General features: G+C 63.0%; 15 protein-coding genes. 8 read left to right on the forward strand and 7 right to left on the reverse strand.

Going from position 1 to position 17,800, the window contains the following annotated elements; translation table 11 throughout:
• Window positions 1–9: 9 nt before the first annotated feature.
• Window positions 10–1,044, reverse strand: coding sequence for a LacI family DNA-binding transcriptional regulator (locus tag LDN90_RS21470; protein ID WP_223947059.1), 1,035 nt, complete (start codon window positions 1,042–1,044; stop codon window positions 10–12).
• 190 nt (window positions 1,045–1,234) lie between these two features.
• Here LDN90_RS21470 and LDN90_RS21475 point away from each other — a divergent pair, with 190 nt between their 5' ends.
• Genes LDN90_RS21475 through LDN90_RS21485 form a run of 3 tightly spaced genes read left to right on the forward strand, consistent with a single transcriptional unit; the run spans window position 1,235 to window position 4,673 of the window.
• Entirely contained in the window at window positions 1,235–2,251 is a 1,017-nt protein-coding gene (locus LDN90_RS21475) for a nucleoside hydrolase (RefSeq protein ID WP_223947060.1), read from the forward strand.
• Window positions 2,251–3,705, forward strand: coding sequence for an MFS transporter (locus LDN90_RS21480; protein WP_223947061.1), 1,455 nt, complete (start codon window positions 2,251–2,253; stop codon window positions 3,703–3,705). The genes LDN90_RS21475 and LDN90_RS21480 overlap by 1 nt, the downstream gene beginning before the upstream one ends.
• On the forward strand, window positions 3,702–4,673 hold the full coding sequence (locus tag LDN90_RS21485; protein WP_223947062.1) for a ribokinase: 972 nt from the start codon (window positions 3,702–3,704) through the stop codon (window positions 4,671–4,673). The genes LDN90_RS21480 and LDN90_RS21485 overlap by 4 nt, the downstream gene beginning before the upstream one ends.
• Window positions 4,674–4,755: 82 nt before the next feature.
• On the opposite strand, the gene LDN90_RS21490 is transcribed toward LDN90_RS21485, so the two are convergent.
• Complete coding sequence (locus LDN90_RS21490; RefSeq protein ID WP_223947063.1) at window positions 4,756–5,109, reverse strand: hypothetical protein; 354 nt, start codon at window positions 5,107–5,109, stop codon at window positions 4,756–4,758.
• A 99-nt stretch (window positions 5,110–5,208) separates the two neighbouring features.
• On the opposite strand from LDN90_RS21490, the gene LDN90_RS21495 reads away from it, so the two are divergent.
• The 3 genes from LDN90_RS21495 to pabB all read left to right on the forward strand — a co-directional run bounded on the left by LDN90_RS21495 (window position 5,209) and on the right by pabB (window position 8,569).
• A complete protein-coding gene (locus LDN90_RS21495; protein WP_223947064.1) occupies window positions 5,209–5,847 on the forward strand; it encodes a TetR/AcrR family transcriptional regulator in 639 nt (212 codons plus the stop codon).
• 110 nt (window positions 5,848–5,957) lie between these two features.
• The gene (locus tag LDN90_RS21500; RefSeq protein WP_223947065.1) at window positions 5,958–6,539 is read left to right on the forward strand and encodes a low molecular weight protein-tyrosine-phosphatase; all 582 of its coding nucleotides are present in this window, start codon (window positions 5,958–5,960) and stop codon (window positions 6,537–6,539) included.
• Complete coding sequence (pabB, locus tag LDN90_RS21505) at window positions 6,536–8,569, forward strand: aminodeoxychorismate synthase component I (protein WP_223947066.1); 2,034 nt, start codon at window positions 6,536–6,538, stop codon at window positions 8,567–8,569. Before LDN90_RS21500 ends, pabB begins: the two co-directional genes overlap by 4 nt.
• A gap of 52 nt (window positions 8,570–8,621) precedes the next feature.
• Here pabB and cls read toward each other — a convergent pair whose 3' ends face one another.
• On the reverse strand, window positions 8,622–10,094 hold the full coding sequence (gene cls, locus LDN90_RS21510; protein ID WP_216926781.1) for a cardiolipin synthase: 1,473 nt from the start codon (window positions 10,092–10,094) through the stop codon (window positions 8,622–8,624).
• Window positions 10,095–10,177: 83 nt separating this feature from the next.
• Between cls and LDN90_RS21515 the strand changes: the two genes are divergently transcribed.
• A complete protein-coding gene (locus LDN90_RS21515; RefSeq protein WP_216926782.1) occupies window positions 10,178–11,119 on the forward strand; it encodes an aminodeoxychorismate lyase in 942 nt (313 codons plus the stop codon).
• A gap of 251 nt (window positions 11,120–11,370) precedes the next feature.
• Complete coding sequence (locus tag LDN90_RS21520) at window positions 11,371–12,819, forward strand: amino acid permease (protein WP_223947067.1); 1,449 nt, start codon at window positions 11,371–11,373, stop codon at window positions 12,817–12,819.
• A 249-nt stretch (window positions 12,820–13,068) separates the two neighbouring features.
• Here the strand turns inward: LDN90_RS21520 and LDN90_RS21525 are convergent, their stop codons facing one another.
• The 4 genes from LDN90_RS21525 to LDN90_RS21540 all read right to left on the reverse strand — a co-directional run bounded on the left by LDN90_RS21525 (window position 13,069) and on the right by LDN90_RS21540 (window position 17,735).
• Window positions 13,069–13,557 (reverse strand): carboxymuconolactone decarboxylase family protein, encoded by a 489-nt coding sequence (locus LDN90_RS21525; protein WP_223947068.1) that lies wholly within the window; start codon window positions 13,555–13,557, stop codon window positions 13,069–13,071.
• Between the two features lie 184 nt (window positions 13,558–13,741).
• Window positions 13,742–14,794, reverse strand: a complete 1,053-nt coding sequence (locus LDN90_RS21530; RefSeq protein WP_223947069.1) for a cysteine synthase family protein — start codon at window positions 14,792–14,794, stop codon at window positions 13,742–13,744.
• On the reverse strand, window positions 14,791–16,404 hold the full coding sequence (locus LDN90_RS21535; protein ID WP_223947070.1) for an aromatic amino acid ammonia-lyase: 1,614 nt from the start codon (window positions 16,402–16,404) through the stop codon (window positions 14,791–14,793). The genes LDN90_RS21530 and LDN90_RS21535 overlap by 4 nt, the downstream gene beginning before the upstream one ends.
• A gap of 2 nt (window positions 16,405–16,406) precedes the next feature.
• Window positions 16,407–17,735, reverse strand: coding sequence for an NtaA/DmoA family FMN-dependent monooxygenase (locus LDN90_RS21540; protein WP_346346994.1), 1,329 nt, complete (start codon window positions 17,733–17,735; stop codon window positions 16,407–16,409).
• Window positions 17,736–17,800: the final 65 nt, after the last annotated feature.

Below are 17,800 nucleotides of genomic sequence, written 5' to 3' on the forward strand. Positions count from 1 at the left end.
AAAGGCGCGCTAGCCCAGCGACGTAGAACCGCGAACCACCAGTGAGCTCTCCAGCGTCACGTGGGGCTCCACCAAATCCCGGCCTTCCATCAGCCCGCGGAGTTGCTCACCGGCCTTTCGTCCAAGCGGGGTCGCGGGCAGGTGCACGCTTGTGAGACTGGGATTGCTGGTGGCTGAATACGGGAGGTCATCAAAGCCCGCCACAGCCAGTTCGGCAGGAATCCGTACGCCCGCCACGCGCGCTTCCTGCAGCACGCCATACGCATGGGTGTCGGTACCGCAGACGACGGCGGTCACCCCCTCACGCTGCCACGTGGGCCAAGCGTCGGCGAACGCGGCGGCGGCAGCACCGACGTCGATCGCGGTACTGATGACGTGCCCATCGGCTACCGAAAGCCCGCACGCGGCGGCCTCCTCAAGGAAGGCTTCCCTGCGCAGGTGGAAAGTGGTGGTGCCGGTAATGCCGTCCACGTAGGCGGCGCGGGTATGTCCAGACGCTGCGAGGTGCCGTGCCAACTCACGTGCGCCTTGCGCGACGTCGAGGTTTACGGACGGGGCGTAGGACTCGAGGCCGGGGGCATCAAGGAGCACAAGTGGTCCGGCCGCGGACAGGTCCTGAAGAAACTTAGCACTCGGGGCGCCCACGAGCAGGCCAGCCGGACGAAGTGCCAACAACTTGCGGACATCCTCGGCCTGCGGCGACTCCCCGGCGTCGGTCACCGAGAGCAGCAGTTGGTATTCCGGGCCGAGAGATTCCCGCACTCCGGCGATGACGTTGGCGAAGAAGGGGTTGGACACGTCCGGCGTCACGAGAATAACGATGGAGCTGACTCCGCGAGCCAGCGAACTTCCAATGCTGTCAACCACATAGCCAAGTTCGGCGATCGCGGAGCGGACCCGGGAGATGTTGTCCTCGGAGACCCGTCCTTGCGTCTTGCCGTTGGCCACCAAGGACACAGTGGCGGTTGAAACGCCGGCCCGTGCCGCCACCATGGCAGCGGTCACACGGGGCGCACGGGCGTTCCGTCGGTCCAAGGTATCCATGCATCGATCGTAGCGTCGTTGCAGCCCTCACAAATGCCGCATGGCATCAAGCGCTTGACGCAATCCACGTTAAGCGTTTGACGTAACTCATGATGCAGTGCCAGAATCACCCTGAATGCTTACCGCCCTGCTTCCGGCAAGAACCTGGCAGGCCCCAATGACGTGGAGAGAAAACGTGGACCCTAAACCCATGACAGCACGCAAGAAGATCATTCTTGACTGCGACCCTGGCCATGACGACGCCGTGGCATTGCTTCTGGCCCACGGCAACCCGGACATCGAGCTCCTGGCAGTGACAACCGTGGTGGGAAACCAGACCCTGGAGAAGGTCACACGCAACGCCCTCTCGGTAGCCACCATTGCCGGCATCACAGGCGTCCCGTTCGCCGCCGGCTGCGACCGTCCCCTGGTCCGCACCATCGAAACGGCACCCAGCATCCACGGCGACTCCGGCATGGATGGTCCGGAGCAACCCGAGTCCGCAATCGAGCTGGACCCGCGCCACGCCGTCGACCTCATCATCGAAACCGTCATGGCACATGAGCCCGGCACAGTCACCCTGGTCCCCACCGCAGGGCTGACCAACATCGCCATGGCTGCCCGCAAGGAACCACGCATCGTGGAGCGCGTCAAGGAAGTTGTCCTCATGGGCGGCGGCTACCACGTGGGCAACTGGAGCGCCGTGGCGGAGTTCAACATCATCATCGACCCCGAGGCCGCCCACATTGTGTTCAACGAAAAGTGGCCCGTGGTGATGGTGGGCCTGGACCTCACGCACCAAGCGCTGGCTACGGACGAGGTAGTGGACAGGATCGCGTCCATCGGAACCAAGCCTGCCAAATTCGTGCTTGAACTGATGGAGTTCTTCAAGAAGACCTACAAGGACGCCCAAGGCTTCGATTTCCCGCCGGTCCACGATCCGTGCGCGGTGGCCTACGTCATCGACCCCACCGTGATGACCACGCGCAAGGTCCCGGTGGACATCGAACTGCAGGGCAAGCTCACTCTCGGGATGACGGTGGCCGACTTCCGCGCACCCGCTCCTGAAGACTGCCACACCTCGGTTGCGGTTGACCTGGACCACAAGAAGTTCTGGGATCTGGTCACCGACGCGATTGTCAGGATTGGCGAACCAACGCACGACGGCGGAGCTGAAGCCACCGCTGCTGCTGAAACCGCCGGTGTACTCGCAGGAGAGGCAAAGTAATGTCTTCGCTCGCAGAAACCAAGTCCTCCCGCGGCAACGTAACCGCGCTCATGGTCGCCCTGCTGGCAGCCTGCGTTGCGTTCCAGCTCAACGCCTCCATGCTCAGCCCTGCCTTGGTCACCATGGGCAACGAGCTCCAGACTGACCAAGCCACCATCGGCCTCTCCCAGACCTGGTTCTTCACCGCCGCAGCCCTGTTCTCCCTCTTCCTCCCCCGCCTTAGCGACATCGTGGGCCGCAAGAAGATCCTTGTGGGCATGATGCTCCTGATGGCGGTCGGTTCGGTCGTTGCGGCACTCGCACCCGATGTCACGTGGCTCTTCGTAGGCCGCATCATCCAGGGCGTCAGCGGTCCCACTGTCCCGCTCTGCCTCATCATGCTCCGCTCCGCAGTGAGCAATCCGCGCAAATACGGCACCCTCATGGGCCTGATCACAGCAGTCAACGGTGGCGTTGCCGGCGTCGACTCCTTCGTGGGGGGTTACTTCGCCGAGAACTTCGGATTCCGCAGCATTTTCTGGCTCATGGTCGCCTTGGCCCTGGTGGCAACAGTCCTGATTGCCGTCCTTGCGGGCGAGAGCAAGCCTGCTGCCGGAACCACTATGGACTGGCTGGGCGTGTTCTTCATCGTGATCGCGGTGGGCGCCCTCCTGACAGCCTTGAACGAAGGCTCCAAACTGGCCACGGCCTTCGACGCGGGAACATTAACGCTGGCCATTGGCCTGATCCTGGTTGCCGCCGTCGCGTTCTTCGCCTTCTGGACCGTTGAAAAGCGCGCCAAGCAGCCCATGGTGGAAACCGTACACCTGCGGCAGCGTTCCACGTGGGCACCGCTTTTGACCACCACACTGACCATGACCGGCATCTTTGCGGTCATCAATGGGATCGTCCCGGCGTTTGTTCAGGCAGCCGAACCGGGCTTCGGCGTCGGCCCCACCGAGATGTCACTCATGATCCTCACCCCGTACGCACTGCTGGGTTGGCTCTTCGGCCCGATCAGCGGCAGGCTCGCCCCGGTCCTCGGCTACACGAAGGTCCTTCGCATCGGCCTGCTTGGCAGCCTCGTGGCTTTGGGAATTATCGCGTTCTTCGGCCTCAACAACCTGCCAATGATGATCGTGGGCACGGCCTTGCTGGGCATCATGTACGCCGGTACCGTCAACATCATGCTGAACGGACTGGGCGTAGTCCTCTCGCCCCAAGGCAACCCGGGCTTCCTCCCCGGAATGAACGCGGGCGCTTTCAACCTTGGTGCCGGCCTAAGCTTCCTGGTACTGCCCGCGGTCCTCGTTGCGACGTCCGCACTGGGTGACGCAAAGGCGTCGTACCTCACCGTTGTGGTGGTGGGTCTAGCCATCACCCTTGCCGCCTTCGCCGCCTCGCTACTGATCCCCAAACCACTCGACGCAGAGGTTACAGAGGCAGAGCCGATCGAAGCTGAGATCGCCAAATGAGCACCGATACCAGCGCGCCAACGGCGGGGATCGTCGTCGTCGGCTCCCTGAACGCCGATCTGACCATCTACTGCGACCGCCTTCCCAAGCCCGGCGAGACCGTCCACGGCAATGGCTTCGCCGTAAACCCCGGCGGCAAGAGCGCCAATCAGGCGGTGGCGGCCAGCAAGCTCGGCGCCCAGGTCAGCCTGGTGGGCGCAGTGGGCGATGACGCCAACGGCAGCATGCTCCTGGACTCCACCGCCGACGCCGGCGTGGACGTCACCCGCGTCAGGCGCTCGGACGCCGCGACCGGCGTCGCGGTCATCTCGGTGGATGCCAGCGGCGAGAACAGCATCATCATCTCGGCCGGGGCAAACGGGACCCTAACCCCGGCAGACGTGCGCGCGGCAGCGGACGCCATCAAGAATGCTGCGGTGGTCTGCCTCTGCCTTGAAGTCGCGATCGATACTGTGATCGCCGCTGCGCAAGCAGGGCACGACGCCGGCGCTACCGTCTTGTTGAACCTCTCGCCTTATGCGGAGGTACCCGAGGTTCTGGCCGAGTTGAGCGACGTGCTGCTGGTCAATGCGCACGAGGCCTCACTGTTCCTTGGTGGCGAAGCCGACGTTCCTGACGCCGACGCGAAGGCCGAAGCCTGGGAACCGGTACGGAGCCAGTTTGCTGACAGGGGTTTGCAGCGCGTGCTTGTGACGCTGGGCGCCCACGGATCTGTTGTGCTGGATTCGTTGGCCCAGGGCACACAGGACCAGATCACCCGGATTGCCCCTACCCGGGTTTCCGCCGTAGACACGACCGGTGCCGGCGACGCCTTCACGGGAGCCGTCGCGGCACGCCTGGCTGCCGGAGAATCCCTCGCGGACGCTGCCGGCTTTGCCTCAGTGGCTGCCGCGTTGGCCGCCACGAAGAAGGGCACCCAGGCCGCCTACCCGACGCTTGCCCAGGTAGAGCAGTTGCGGGGGGTTTAGTCCCACACAATTAGGGGACAGGACCTGTTCTGCTAAGGCGTCAATGGAGCGGGTGTTGTCCCCTGGTTGGATAAGGCTTGGGTTAGCCGGCCTTGCGCGCTGCGCGCTGGGCTGAGCGCTCCGCTGCCTTGCGGCTCAGCGCGCCGTGGCCCGCGAACAGCCTCGGGACGACGAAGTAGACCGCCGTGGGAACAACGAACGCCGTCAGGACGAGCGCGCGCAGCACCGGGTGCCATGGCTCCATGATCGGCCCGAGCAAGAGCATGCCGATGGAAACCAAGGGGAAGATCGCGATCCATGTGATCAGGGCGCGCATGTGCACGGACGGCGCCTGGGGCCGCGCCTGCGACGGCGCTTCAGGCCGCGCAGAAGCAATGGTCTCCGGGGCAGTCGCCGGCTCGGCAGCGTCGATTTCGGTAGCAGCTTGAGTGGTCATGGCATTCTCCAACCAGATAGTTGCAATTAGCTTGGTTTCACCATAACCGCACTCGACACCAAATACAACTACTTAGTTGGGAAATGGTAATCTGTATTTATGGCATGGGACATAGAACGCACCAAGTCACTGCTGCTCGAGGCGGCGACGTCCGAGTTTTGCACGCGGGGACTTGCCGGAGCCCGCATTGATCGCATCGCCGCAGAGGCGGGCGTCAACAAAGAACGCATCTACCAGTACTTCGGCAACAAGAACGGCCTTTTTGACGCCGTTATCGTCGCCGCTCTCAGCTCCCTCATGGATGAAGTTCCCATCCACGGCGAGGGACCAGAGGCCATGGCCAACTATGCGGGCCGCCTGTTCGATCATCATCAAGAGGACGCCACCGCACCGCGGCTCCTCTTCTGGGAAGGTTTGGAACGCGGCACGGAAGTTGTGGGCCTGCCCAAACGGATGGCCAACTGTGCGTCCAAGGTCAACAGCACCATTGCAGCCCTTCCCGGAATATCAAGGGAAGATGCCGGTGATCTCCTCATCACCATCGTGAGTCTTTGCGATACCGCCCCCGTGCTGCCCGCACTCGATGGACTCATGGCTGGGAACGATCCCGGCCGCCTCAAGAGGCGACGCGCCGCCGTCGTACGTACCGTTTACCTGGCCGCCTCCGCGCTGGCTACCGAGGCAGCATCTTCCGGATCGTCGGCCACAGAAATTGCGCCTGCTCCAGTGGTCCCGTAGCCACATTCACTGCCCGCCCCATACACCCTGTGACAGCTTTGACAGGAAAAGTGACTTCGTTGTGAAGTGGCCCCTAGCCAAGAAGGGGTGCCATCAACCATGCTTGCTGCATGTACTCAACGACGAGCCCATACCGCATCATCACGGTCTGCACCGGAAACATCTGCCGCTCGCCCATGGCAGCGCTCATGCTTACCGAAGCCTTCGAAGCGGAAGGGCTCGGCAAGCTGGTAGTGGTCGACTCAGCGGGCACCACCGGGTACGAGGTGGGGCGCCCCATCGATCCCCGGGCGGCCCGCAAACTAACCGCCCACCACATCGCGTCCGAGGACCACGTCGCACGCAAGTGGCGGCGCGAGTGGTTCGCTGAGCGGGATCTCATCCTGGCACTGGACGTCGATCATTTCGGCTGGCTTCAGGAGGGCGCGCCGGATCGCGAATCGCTGGCCAAAGTCCGGATGCTGCGCAGCTTCGATCCCATGATGATTGGGCGCAGTTCCCTGGATTTGGGCATCGAGGATCCTTGGTATGGCGGCCACACCGACTTCGAGAACACCTGGACCCTTATCAAAGCCGCTATTCCAGGCATTGTGCGCCACGTGAGCGCTGAAATTGCGGAAGACTCCGGGAGTAGCGCCAGCGACTCCCGAGACGGAGCCACCGAGCACCAGCAGGTAACCTCTATGTCATGACCCCTGCACCCGTGATCATCGCCGTCGACGGGCGGTCCGGCGCGGGCAAGACCACGCTGGCCGTTGAGCTGGCGGCCCGCCTTCGGGAGCACCACAAGGTTTCCCTTTTCCACCTGGAAGATATCTATCCCGGATGGAACGGCCTTGCCACAGGCATCGAAAGATACATCGCAACGGTCCTCACACCTTTGAGCCAGGGCGAGGCAGCAGAGTGGGTCAGCTGGGATTGGGAACGGCATTACGACGGCGCGCTGCACGTAACGCTGCCAGCCGAAATCGTGATCGTGGAGGGCGTTGGCGCCGCAGCGGACGCCGCCCGTCCCATGTTGGACGCCGTCGTCTGGGTCGAATCCCCCGGTGAGGACCGCCGGCGCCGGGCTTTGGCTCGTGACGGAAACACCTACGAACCGTACTGGGACACCTGGGCCGCGCAGGAAGATGTTTGGCTCGAAGCTGACCCGGTCATGGGCGCAGCAGACATCCGCGTCCAGAACCTCGCGGATGGCAACGCCCCGGATGACGTCCTGCAGGCCATGCGGTACCTGCCGTCACTGGCAGCGATCCTCTCGCCGGAACTCAGCGCACGTCGCGGCCTGCAGCTCCGGTCCGAAAAGATCAGCGCCGCTCCTGACGCCGAGACCCTCTTTCAGGACCTCTACGGTTCCTCGACCAACGCTGTTTGGCTCGATTCCTCCAACGCATCCGTGGTTTCAGGGACGTCCCAGGCCGCTGCCCGCAGCCGCTTCAGCATCCTGGCGGACGACGGCGGCACGTTCGGACAGTCCGTCCAGCACCGTCAGGGAACCACCCAAGTGACGGCCGGAACAGCCACGGTGGAAACCGCCGGACCCTTCTTCCGCTGGCTCGATTCCGTATGGGGACGCCGTGCCGTGCGGGCACCCCGCGGCTACGATGGCCAGTTCACGCTCGGTTGGTTGGGCTACCTGGGCTACGAGCTCAAGCGGGAAACCGGGGGGAACGACGTCCAAGCCGGGACTCCGGACGCCGCCCTGCTGTTCGCTGGGCGGGCCGTGGTGCTGGATCATCGCGAGCAAACAGTGTGGCTGCTTGCCTTGGACGCGCCCGACGCCGATGAGTGGTTGCACGAGGCTCGAACCGCCGTCGGGGCTGCTTCAGCCGCCCCTGCTTCCGCCGTCGAGCCTGTTTCCGAGGCGGCTCCGGAATTCACTTGCCGTGACAGCGCGACGGACTATAAGCGCAAAATCGCCGACGCCCAGCATGAAATCAGCGAAGGCAACTCGTACGAGGTTTGCCTGACCACCATGCTTGAAGCCCCTGCCGGCGGGCTTGACCCGTGGCAGAGCTACCTGGCGTTGCGCCGCCGCAATCCGGCACCATTTGCCAGTTATCTTCGGTTCGGCGAGCTGGTTGTCGCGAGCACTTCTCCCGAGCGCTTCCTGCGGATTCTCTCCGACGGCGGCATGCGGGCCGAGCCGATCAAGGGGACGCGTGGGCGTTCCGCCGATCCCACGGAGGACGCCGAACTGCGCCGCGACCTGGAAACATCGCTGAAGGACCGCGCGGAAAACATCATGATCGTGGACTTGCTGCGCAATGATCTGAGCCATTTCGCCATTCCGGGCTCGGTGACGGTCAGCAGGCTATGCGCGATCGAAAGCTACGCCACGGTGCATCAAATGGTGAGCACAGTGGACGCGCACCTTCGCCCGGGCGCTCCGCGGGCAGAAGCCTTGGCCGCCGCTTTCCCCGCTGGTTCAATGACCGGGGCGCCGAAGATCAGCACCATGGACATTCTTGACCAGCTTGAGGCGGGTCCCCGCGGTATCTATTCAGGAGCAATTGGCTACTTCTCGCTGAACGCTGCCACGGACCTTGCGGTGGTGATCCGTACCCTCGTGGTGAATCCCGACGGCGACGGCGGGCGAACGCTCAGCCTTGGGGTCGGAGGGGCAATCACCGCTGATTCCGTGGCCGACGACGAGTACGAAGAGATCCGGACCAAGGCGTTTGGCGTGTTGTCGACGCTCGGGGCTGGCTTCCCGGGCTGAGTTTGCGTATAGCCATCGGCTCTCGCTTTGAGGGCCGCACATGTTACGCAAGTTATTGGAGCGTCGCGGTCAATCTCGCGACGTTATCCACATACTTGGCCAACGGGGGTCTGTCCATCCAGTCGTCCAACGTAAGCTCACGGGATACCTCGCGGTACGTGGACTCCACGGCTCGCATGAGGTTCACGGTTTCGGCGCCCAGGAGCATCACCGAGACCTCCATGTTCAGGGAGAAGGAGCGCATGTCCATATTGCTGGAACCAAGAACCGCAACCTCGTCGTCGATCGTGAAGTGCTTGGCATGGAGCACGTACGGCGCGCGGTACAGGTAGATGCGGACACCTGCCCCGAGGAGCGCTTCGTAGTAGGAGCGTTGGGCGTGGTGGACCAGGAATTGGTCACCCTTTTCGGAGACGAAGAGTTCCACATCCACTCCCCGCTGGGCAGCAGTGGTGATCGCATAGAGCAGGGAGTCATCAGGCACGAAGTACGGGCTGCAAATGGAGATCCTGTGCTGCGCCGAGTAGATCAAGGTATTGAACAAGCGCAGGTTGTTCTCCGTGGCGAACCCCGGACCACTCGGGACCACCTGGGCCGTGACGTGTCCCGGGGAGGGCTGGGAGGGAAGACGAAGCTGACTTTCGAGTGACTCGTCGGTTTCGCTGAGCCAGTCCGTGGCGAAAACCACGTTCAGGGTGGCCACAATGGGACCCTCGAGCCGGGCCATGAGCTCAACCCATTGACGGCCCGCACGGCGATGCTTCGGGTTGTTGTAGGACGGCTCGATCAGATTCTGCGAACCCGTGAACGCCAACGTCCCGTCGATGACCAGGATCTTGCGGTGGTTCCTGAGATCCGGGCGGCGCCATTGGCCGTGGATAGGCAACAGCGGCAACATTCGCTTCCACTGGATCTGGCCTGCCTTGAGCCGGCGGACCAGCCGGCGGTAGCCCTTGATGCGCAGCGTTCCAATGTGGTCGAAGAGCAATCTGACGGTGACTCCGCGCTCGGCAGCCTTCTCGAGTTCGGTGAGCAACTCGTCCGTCACGAAGTCGCTGCTCATGATGTAGAACTCCGCGTTGACGTAGTCCGTAGCGCCCCGGACCGCCTCGGCCATGGCTTTGATGGACTCCTTGTAGCCGGGAATGAGCTCCACCTTGTTGCCGTCGACCATGGGCAGCGAGCCAAGGCGGTGGTTCAGCTCGCCCGCTGACTTCACCCACTCCGGGCCGGGATAAGTGCTCACGGGATCGGCCAGGTCAGAGGTGACGGCGCGAACGCGATGATTAACTTGTTCCTGCTGCTCACGCCGCCGCTTGGACAAGCGGAAATTGCCAAAAAGCAGGAAGAGCACGAATCCAACGGTCGGGACGAGGAAAACAGCCAGAAGCCAGGCCATGGCCGTAGTGGGGCGACGGTTGCCAGGGATGATGCCCAGCAGCACGATGCGCATGATGACTTCCGCAATGACCCAAGCACCCAGGAGCCAGGTCCATTCCGCGCCTATCGGAAAAGGAAAAAGCACTCCACAACCCCCACGGTTCAAGAACTAACGGTCACCACAGCCTATCCGCCCGCCCGTTTGGAGGGCCGCACTAAGCTGGGAACATGACTTCTCCTGCCCCCACGGTCCTTGTTTTCTTGGACCCCGCCTTCGAAAACGGCCGCATTGCCGATTCCAGCCAGCCCCAACTCATGGCCACTGACCTCGGTGCCACCCGTGGGGATGGCGTGTTCGAGTCCCTTTTGGCAGTCCAGGGCAGGGCCCGAAAAGTACAGGCGCACCTGAACCGGCTGGGCACTTCCGCAGCGGCCTTGGATTTGGCGATCCCGGAGCAGGATGTTTGGCGAAAAGCAATCGACACCGCCATCGCGGAGTTCCGCACAGTCCACCCGGCGCCAACGCCCGAGGAGGACGAAGTCGTGGTGAAGCTGATCGTGACCCGTGGCATTGAAGGTGCGGCGAGCCCCACATGCTGGGTACAGGCCTCGCCCTCACCCGCGGGCAGCCGCCGGCAGCGCGAGACGGGCATCGACGTCGTGCTTCTGGACCGCGGTTTTGACACCGAAGCAGGCGAGCGTGCGCCGTGGCTGCTGTTGGGAGCCAAGACACTGTCTTATGCCGTCAACATGGCGGCGTTGCGTTACGCGCACAAGCAGGGTGCCGATGACGCCATCTTCACCTCAACAGATGGCCGTGTCCTTGAAGGGCCGACGTCCACTGTCTTGCTCGCCCACCTTGACACCGTCGACGACGGCGACGGTTCCGTTAGGACGGTTCGCCGGCTCATCACGCCGCAGCACGATAGCGGGATCCTTCCCGGGACATCGCAGGGCGCGCTCTTCGCCGCCGCGAAGGCTGCAGGGTGGGAGCTCGGATACGGGCCGCTGGTGCCGCAGGACCTGTTCGACGCAGACGCCGTTTGGCTCATTTCGAGCATCCGCTTGATCGCGCCCGTGAACCACATTAACGGCCACGAGATCGGTACTCCCGCTGTCCGGAAGCAGCTCACCGAAGAACTGAATGAGTTGTTCGCCGGAATCGAGTAATTCCGGCCGGCCAGACTGAGGGCTACTCTGCTCCGCTTGGAACTTAGCAGATGACAAGTAGAGTAATTGCTCGCATGACTCATTGATAAGGAATTCTTGGCCTCAGCATCGAGCTCCCTAGGGGTCCAATCGCGTTCCTTATCCTCCTTGCACTGGGTGTTCGTCATGTGATGAATCTTGTTCTCGTGTTAGTTGGATCACGTCCAACTGATGCCACTTCAAACTTTGCTGGCTAACTTCCCGGAGGGAATATGGGACACAGCTCCCCCACAACAGCCGAGGCGTCGGCACCGGAGGTACAGTCGCCGACTGGCACCTCGCAGACAGGACTTCGCCGGTCCATGGAGGCCCGGCACCTGGTGATGATTGCCATGGGCGGCGTCATCGGCTCAGGCCTGTTCGTCAGCTCGGGCTACACCATTGCCACCGCGGGCCCTTTGGGCGCCGTTCTCGCGTTCCTTATCGGAGCCGTGGTGGTCTATCTGGTGATGGCATGCCTCGGGGAACTCGCCGTTGCGTTCCCCGTTTCAGGTGCCTTCCACATCTACGCCGCCAGGACCATCGGACCTGCCACCGGCTTCGCCACGGCCTGGCTCTACTGGCTTTGCTGGGCGGTGGCGTTGGGTTCGGAATTCACTGCCGCCGGCCTGCTCATGCAACGTTGGTTCCCTGGCGTCGACGTCTGGATCTGGTGCTTCATCTTCGCCAGCGTCCTGTTCACACTGAATGCCATTTCATCGCGCGTCTTCGGTGAATCAGAGTTCTGGTTCGCGCTCATCAAGGTTGCCGCCGTCGTCGGCCTGATTATCCTGGGCGGCGCCGCATTGATGGGCTTCCACCCGCTCGCCGCAGGCGAATACCCGTCGCTCACTAGCAACTTCAGCACACCCGAAGGGCTGTTCCCCAACGGCTTCACGGGCGTCTTCGTCACCTGCCTGGCAGTCTTCTACGCCTTCTCCGGTTCCGAACTGATCGGTGTCGCCGCCGGCGAAACATCCAATCCGGGCGCCAACATCCCCAAGGCCATGAGGACCACGGTCATCCGTCTCATGATCTTCTTTGTCGGCGCGATTACCGTCATCGCGGCCACCATCCCCTATGAGAAGGTCAGCGTGGACGAGAGCCCGTTCGTCACCGTCTTCTCGATGCTCGGCATTCCGTTCGCCGCCGACATCATGAACTTCGTGATCATTACTGCGCTGTTGTCTGCTGGAAACTGCGGACTCTTCTCCTGCGCCCGCATGCTCTTCTCGCTGGCCGACGAAGGACACGCACCCAAGGCTTTCAGGAAGCTGACCAAGCGTGGGATCCCGATGATTGCCCTGTGCGTGAGCATGCTCGGCGGCCTGGCTTCGCTCATCAGCAGCATTGTGGCACCGGCAACCGTGTACCTGGTGCTCGTTTCGATCGCCGGGTTTGCAACTGTGGGCGTATGGATGTCCATTGTGGCCTCGCATTTCGTGTACAGGCGCACGTTTATCAAGAACGGCGGCGACCTCAGCACGCTCCCGTACAAAGCGCCGCTCTTCCCGCTGGTTCCGATCCTGGCGTTCGCACTGTGCGTTGTGTCCTTGATCGGCATAGCGTTCGACCCCAACCAGGTGGCGGCGCTGCTGTTCGGCGTTCCGTTTGTGGGGGCGTGCTACGCGTTCTTCTACTTCAAGTACGGACGACGGTCCAAGATTCTCGTGGCTTCCTGACCTTCTTTGCCTGCAGATCAGCCCCTGCGCAACCATTCCGGGTTGCCCAGGGGCTGATCTCGTTTCAAAGCAGGTCAGGACCCCACACGGCCCACCCAAATTCACGACGGCGGCACTCACCCCGGCGTCCAGCGGCCGTGGCTTCCTGACCCTCTTTGGCGACAAATCAGCCCCTGCGCAACCATTTCGGGTTGCCCAGGGGCTGATGTTGTTTGAAAGTAGGTCAGGACCCCACACGGCCCACCAAATTCACGACTTCGGCTTGGCCGTCCTGACAGGGTGCTCGCTCAGGATGGACAGCCGGTTGAAGGCGTTGATCCCAATCGCGGCCATGCAGAGGACACTGATTTGCTCGTCGTTGTAGTGTTCCCGGGCCCGCTCGAAGAGTTCGGGGCTCGGCCGTGACGTGCTCATCCGGGTGATCTGCTCAGTGATTTCCATGGCCACCCGCTCAGCCGGCTCAAACAGCGTCACTTCCTTGTAGACGGCTACCAAGGACAGGCGTTGTTCCGTTTCGCCGTACCCCAAGGCGCGGCGATGGTGGAGGTCCAGGCAGAATGCGCAGCCATTGATCTGCGACGCAAGGTAGTTCAGAAGTTCGATGGTCCGCCGCGGCACACCTGTGCGGTCGGCTTCTCCAACCACCTGTTGGGCATAGTGGCTCAGTGTTGCGTAGAGCTCGGGCTGCTGCTTATCCAGATAGCCGGCGAGACGTCCTTTTGTTTCCTGTTCAGGCATGCTTGGAGCCTAGCGCAGGACATCAGGCCAAACACCGCGGGACGTGAGAGAGGGACCACCAAAACGCCGCCGGACGTGAGAGAGGGACCCCCAAAACGCCGCCGGACGTGAGAGAGGGACCCCCAAAACGCCGCCGGACGTGAGAGAGGAAGCGCCAAAACACCGCGGGACGTGAGAGAGGAACCTATTCGGTGGCGTCGCGGGTCAGGTGGATTCCGTTCTCTGCCAGCCACACCGGGTTGAAAGCCTTGCTCAGGTAGTTCGTTCCGGCGTCGGGCGCTATGGCCACCACCACCGAACCGTGGGGTGCGGCCCGGGCTACCCGCAGGGCGGCGGCTACAGCGAGCCCGGATGATGGACCCAGCGCAAGCCCTTCTTCGTCGAGGAGCCGATGCACTGTGGAGTAGACCTCGTCGTTGGGGATGCGCAGGAAACGGTCAACAATGGAGCGGTCAAAGGCCTTGGGCCATTCAGCCTGGGGCCAGGAGTTACCCACCCCGTCCACCAGGATCTCCCCGGGGTGTCCACCGCTGTAGGCGGAGCCGTAGGGGTCGGCACCCACAACTTCAAGGTGCCCGCCCGGCCGCGATGCTGCAACCTTCTCTTTCAGGAACCGGCCATTGCCGCTGATGGTCCCGCCGGTTCCGATCCCGGCCACGAAATGCGTCACAAGGCCGTGGGTCTGCTCCCAGATCTCCGGTCCGGTGGTTTGGTAGTGCGCCGCGGGATTGGCAGGGTTGTCGAACTGCATGGGCCGCCAAGCACCAGGCGTCTCCGCCGTGATTCGCGCTGCCACGGCGCGGGCGTTCTCAGGCGATTCCGAGGGCGCGCTCCAGTCCGTCAGGACCACGCGCGCACCATAGCTGTGGAGCGCGGCGAGCTTCTCCTGGGAGATGGTGTCGCCGGTAACCACCACGACGGGATGCCCAGTCAGCCGGCCAATAAGCGCCAGCCCGATCCCGGTGTTGCCGGATGTGCTCTCCACAATGGTTGCGCCCGGCTGTAACTCCCCTGAGCGCTCGGCCGCCCGGACCATGCTCAGCGCTGTGCGGTCCTTGATGGATCCGCCGGGGTTCTCGGACTCAAGCTTGATGTGGATGGTGCTGCGCAATCCACGGCCCAGGGTCTCCAATTTCACCAGTGGAGTGTTGCCCACTTTGTCCAGGACGGAGGCATCCAGGCCGTCCGGCAGCCCTGCCGCCGAGTGTGCGCCGTGTTTGCGGATTGCAGTACTCATTTGGTCCCCTCCCTTTCCGCCATAGGCGGCAATTCCAGCGCCACCACATCACGCAATTCACGTCGTGCGCGCTCCACCAGGTCCGGAGCCGACGGCCGATCCGCCAGCACATCAGCCAGCCGGCCCACGACGGCGCCCGTCCCCTTCCCGAGCGGCTGCGCGGCTCCCGCTTCAAGCAGCAGATACGACGCCGTGAGAGCCTCGATAGCAAGCAATTTCTCCAAGGCCTCCAACGACCTTTCGAGTTGCTGCAACGCCAGCGGCGCCAAAGTGGAGTGGTCCTCGACGTCGGCCGAGAGGGTGGGTGCCCCGAGCGTCGCCGGCGCTGCCAGGAACTTCAGTTCGGACAGCAGTCCCGCTGCCGAGTACCAAAGCAGCCCGGGCAATTCCTCCTGCACAAGGCCTGCGGCCGGTCCGGATTCAGAAACTGCATCCGACGACGAAGCCTCTAGGTGTCCGGCGGCAGCCTCCAGATGCCTGGCCCGGATCACCCGTTGTGGCGGATACAGCTTGGCGATGCGCCGCTCGCTGGAAATCCCCACGTGCGCCAACGCAAGCCGCATGCCCTCAAAGCAAAGAGCCAGCTGCATCGGTTGGAAGTTCCCGCCGGACACCATTTGCCCGGTTTCAATATCAACCAAAGGGTTGTCGCCACGTCCGTTGAGCTCCACGTTCAGCGCAGCGCCGAGCTGCGAAACTAAGGAGCGAAAAGCGCCATGCGTCTGGGGCGCAGCACGGAATGACAAAGCATCCTGCACCGAGACCTCGGGACGAACGTCCTCCAACCAGCCGCCGCGCAAAAGGTAACGAACCGCGGCGGCCGAGTCCTTCTGCCCGTCCACCGTCTTGCCCGCTTGGATAGTCGGCGAAAACGGGCTGAGGTTCCCGCCGCCGTCGTACCTTGCGATGGCCTCAAGCGAGAGGGACAGCGCGACGTCGGCGAGTTCCGCCAGCTGCTGCAGGCGCACCAAGGCGAGGGTGCCGGCGCCTACGGAGTACGCGTTGGCGCTGACCACTGCAAGGGCCTCACCGGGAGCTAGTCGCAGCGGCTGAAGTCCGGCGTCGGCGAGCGCTTTCGCCCCGGGTACCAGGGTGCCGTCCCCATCGATCGCTTCACCTTCACCGATGGCGACGGCGGCGACGGCGGCGAGCTGGGTGAGGTCCGATGAGCCGACTGAGCCTTCGCGGGGGATGGCGGGAAGAACTCCACGGTTGAGTAGTTCCGCATAGAACTGGGCGGTCTCCGGGCGTACACCGGAGCCGCCGCGGCTGAAGCCGATGAGCCGGGAGAGGATCACGGCGCGGGCGGAGGGTCGGTCCAGATAGTCGCCCACGCCACTGTTGTGATACCTGACTACTTGGATTTGATAGGCAAGGACCGACCTCTCCTCCACAGCCGTATCGCGTCCGGATCCGAGGAGGGTGTTGAGGCCGTAGACTCTCTGACCTGAGGTCGCAGCACGCTCCAGCACTTCGCGTGAGCGGCCGATCAAAGACAACGCATCGTGGTTGAGTTTCACGTGAAACGCCGGATTCAAGGCAGCCTGCGCCACGCTTGCAGGGTCCACGGGCGATGTGCCGATCACCAGGGTCCTGGGTTCGGAGGACATCGTCAGAAGTCCAGAAGATTCTGGCGGAAGCCACCGTCGCCGTAACTCTTCCTCAGCAGGCCACGGCGTCGCAGTTCGGGGGTGAGCTTGTCCAACACGCCGTGCACAGTCACGGGGTCTACGAAGCCGGAGAAGAGGAAGCCGTCGCCGCCCACGGCCTCGCCGGTTTCTTGAAGATAGTCCGCGATCTCGGTAACCGTGCCGATAATCGAATCGCCGGCACCACCGCTTCGTGCCTGCAGGATCTGGCGCAGGGTAGACCCCGGAGGCGCTGCCTTGGCGAAGTGCTCCAACGTGCCTTGGTTGCTGTTGGTGCTCAATTCAGGCAACGGCGCATCGAGGTCGAACTGCTTGAAGTCGATCACTGACAGATAGGAGATCGAGTTGAGCTGGCTGTCGATATCACGCTGGGTAAGCTCACGGCGCTGCGCACGCAACTCCTCGGCCTCCGCTGATGAACCAACCACGGTGGGCTTCAACACGAAAAGGACCTTAACGTCGTCGGGGTTCCTGCCCGCCTTCGCAGCCTCGGCACGGATGGAATCCCGGTAAGCCTCCATGCCGTCAACGCCACGCGCCAAGGCGATCGCCACATCTGCATGCCCACCTGCGAACGCTTTGCCCCGAGGAGAAGCACCGGCCTGCACCAGTACGGGCTCCTCCGGCAGGGGCGCCGTGTTTAGTGGACCCCTGACCTTGAAGAAGTCGCCCTGGTGGTTAATCGGATGCACTTTGGTGTGGTCGGCGAACACGCCCGCCTCAGCGTCCTCAAGCACGGCGTCGGGTTCCCAGCTGCGCCAAAGCTGCCGGACGACGTCGACGAATTCTTCCGCCTTCTCATACCGAAGGTCGTGTTCAATCTGCTGATCCAAACCGTAATTCTGTGCTGCGAGGTCACTGCCGGAGGTGACAACGTTCCAGCCGAGCTGCCCCTCCGAGAAGTGCTGCAGCGTGGCCAAGAGCCGGGCGGCCGTGAAAGGCGGGTAGAACGATGCGCTGACCGTCGGCACAATTCCAATGTGTTTGGTGGCCGAAAGGAGGTACGGAACCAGCGCCAAAGGATCATGCTTGGGCGCAAAGGAGGCGTGGGCCAGCGAGACCTCGGCGGAGCCGCCATAGGTATCAGGAACAGTAAGGGAGTCCTCGATAATGAAAAGGTCAAGGCCGGATTGCTCAAACGCGCGCACGGCATCTTGATACAGGGCAGGTTTCTTCCAGTCGTAACCCAGGCTGTAGCCGGGAGTTCCCCATCCCTGGACACCGAAACCGTGCCCCACGAACCATCCAAAATGCAGCATGGGCTTGAGTGTAGAACTGCCTTGTCCGTTCACCGCGACCTGATTTCTTGCGAAGTTACAGGGGGTCGTACTGCGTCAATTATGCTCCCGGGGCGTCA

It is taken from the genome of Arthrobacter sp. NtRootA1 (genome assembly GCF_019976975.1).
Classification (GTDB): domain Bacteria; phylum Actinomycetota; class Actinomycetes; order Actinomycetales; family Micrococcaceae; genus Arthrobacter; species Arthrobacter aromaticivorans.

Excerpts from the sequence above, each read along its gene's own strand:
- LDN90_RS21495 (WP_223947064.1), top strand. The coding sequence starts at position 5,209 with ATGGCATGGGACATAGAACGCACCAAGTCACTGCTGCTCGAGGCGGCG.
- LDN90_RS21515 (WP_216926782.1), top strand. The coding sequence starts at position 10,178 with ATGACTTCTCCTGCCCCCACGGTCCTTGTTTTCTTGGACCCCGCCTTC.
- LDN90_RS21480 (WP_223947061.1), top strand. The coding sequence starts at position 2,251 with ATGTCTTCGCTCGCAGAAACCAAGTCCTCCCGCGGCAACGTAACCGCG.
- pabB (WP_223947066.1), top strand. The coding sequence starts at position 6,536 with ATGACCCCTGCACCCGTGATCATCGCCGTCGACGGGCGGTCCGGCGCG.
- LDN90_RS21490 (WP_223947063.1), bottom strand. The coding sequence starts at position 5,109 with ATGACCACTCAAGCTGCTACCGAAATCGACGCTGCCGAGCCGGCGACT.
- LDN90_RS21530 (WP_223947069.1), bottom strand. The coding sequence starts at position 14,794 with ATGAGTACTGCAATCCGCAAACACGGCGCACACTCGGCGGCAGGGCTG.
- LDN90_RS21470 (WP_223947059.1), bottom strand. The coding sequence starts at position 1,044 with ATGGATACCTTGGACCGACGGAACGCCCGTGCGCCCCGTGTGACCGCT.
- LDN90_RS21485 (WP_223947062.1), top strand. The coding sequence starts at position 3,702 with ATGAGCACCGATACCAGCGCGCCAACGGCGGGGATCGTCGTCGTCGGC.
- LDN90_RS21475 (WP_223947060.1), top strand. The coding sequence starts at position 1,235 with ATGACAGCACGCAAGAAGATCATTCTTGACTGCGACCCTGGCCATGAC.
- LDN90_RS21500 (WP_223947065.1), top strand. The coding sequence starts at position 5,958 with ATGTACTCAACGACGAGCCCATACCGCATCATCACGGTCTGCACCGGA.
- LDN90_RS21535 (WP_223947070.1), bottom strand. The coding sequence starts at position 16,404 with ATGTCCTCCGAACCCAGGACCCTGGTGATCGGCACATCGCCCGTGGAC.
- LDN90_RS21525 (WP_223947068.1), bottom strand. The coding sequence starts at position 13,557 with ATGCCTGAACAGGAAACAAAAGGACGTCTCGCCGGCTATCTGGATAAG.
- LDN90_RS21520 (WP_223947067.1), top strand. The coding sequence starts at position 11,371 with ATGGGACACAGCTCCCCCACAACAGCCGAGGCGTCGGCACCGGAGGTA.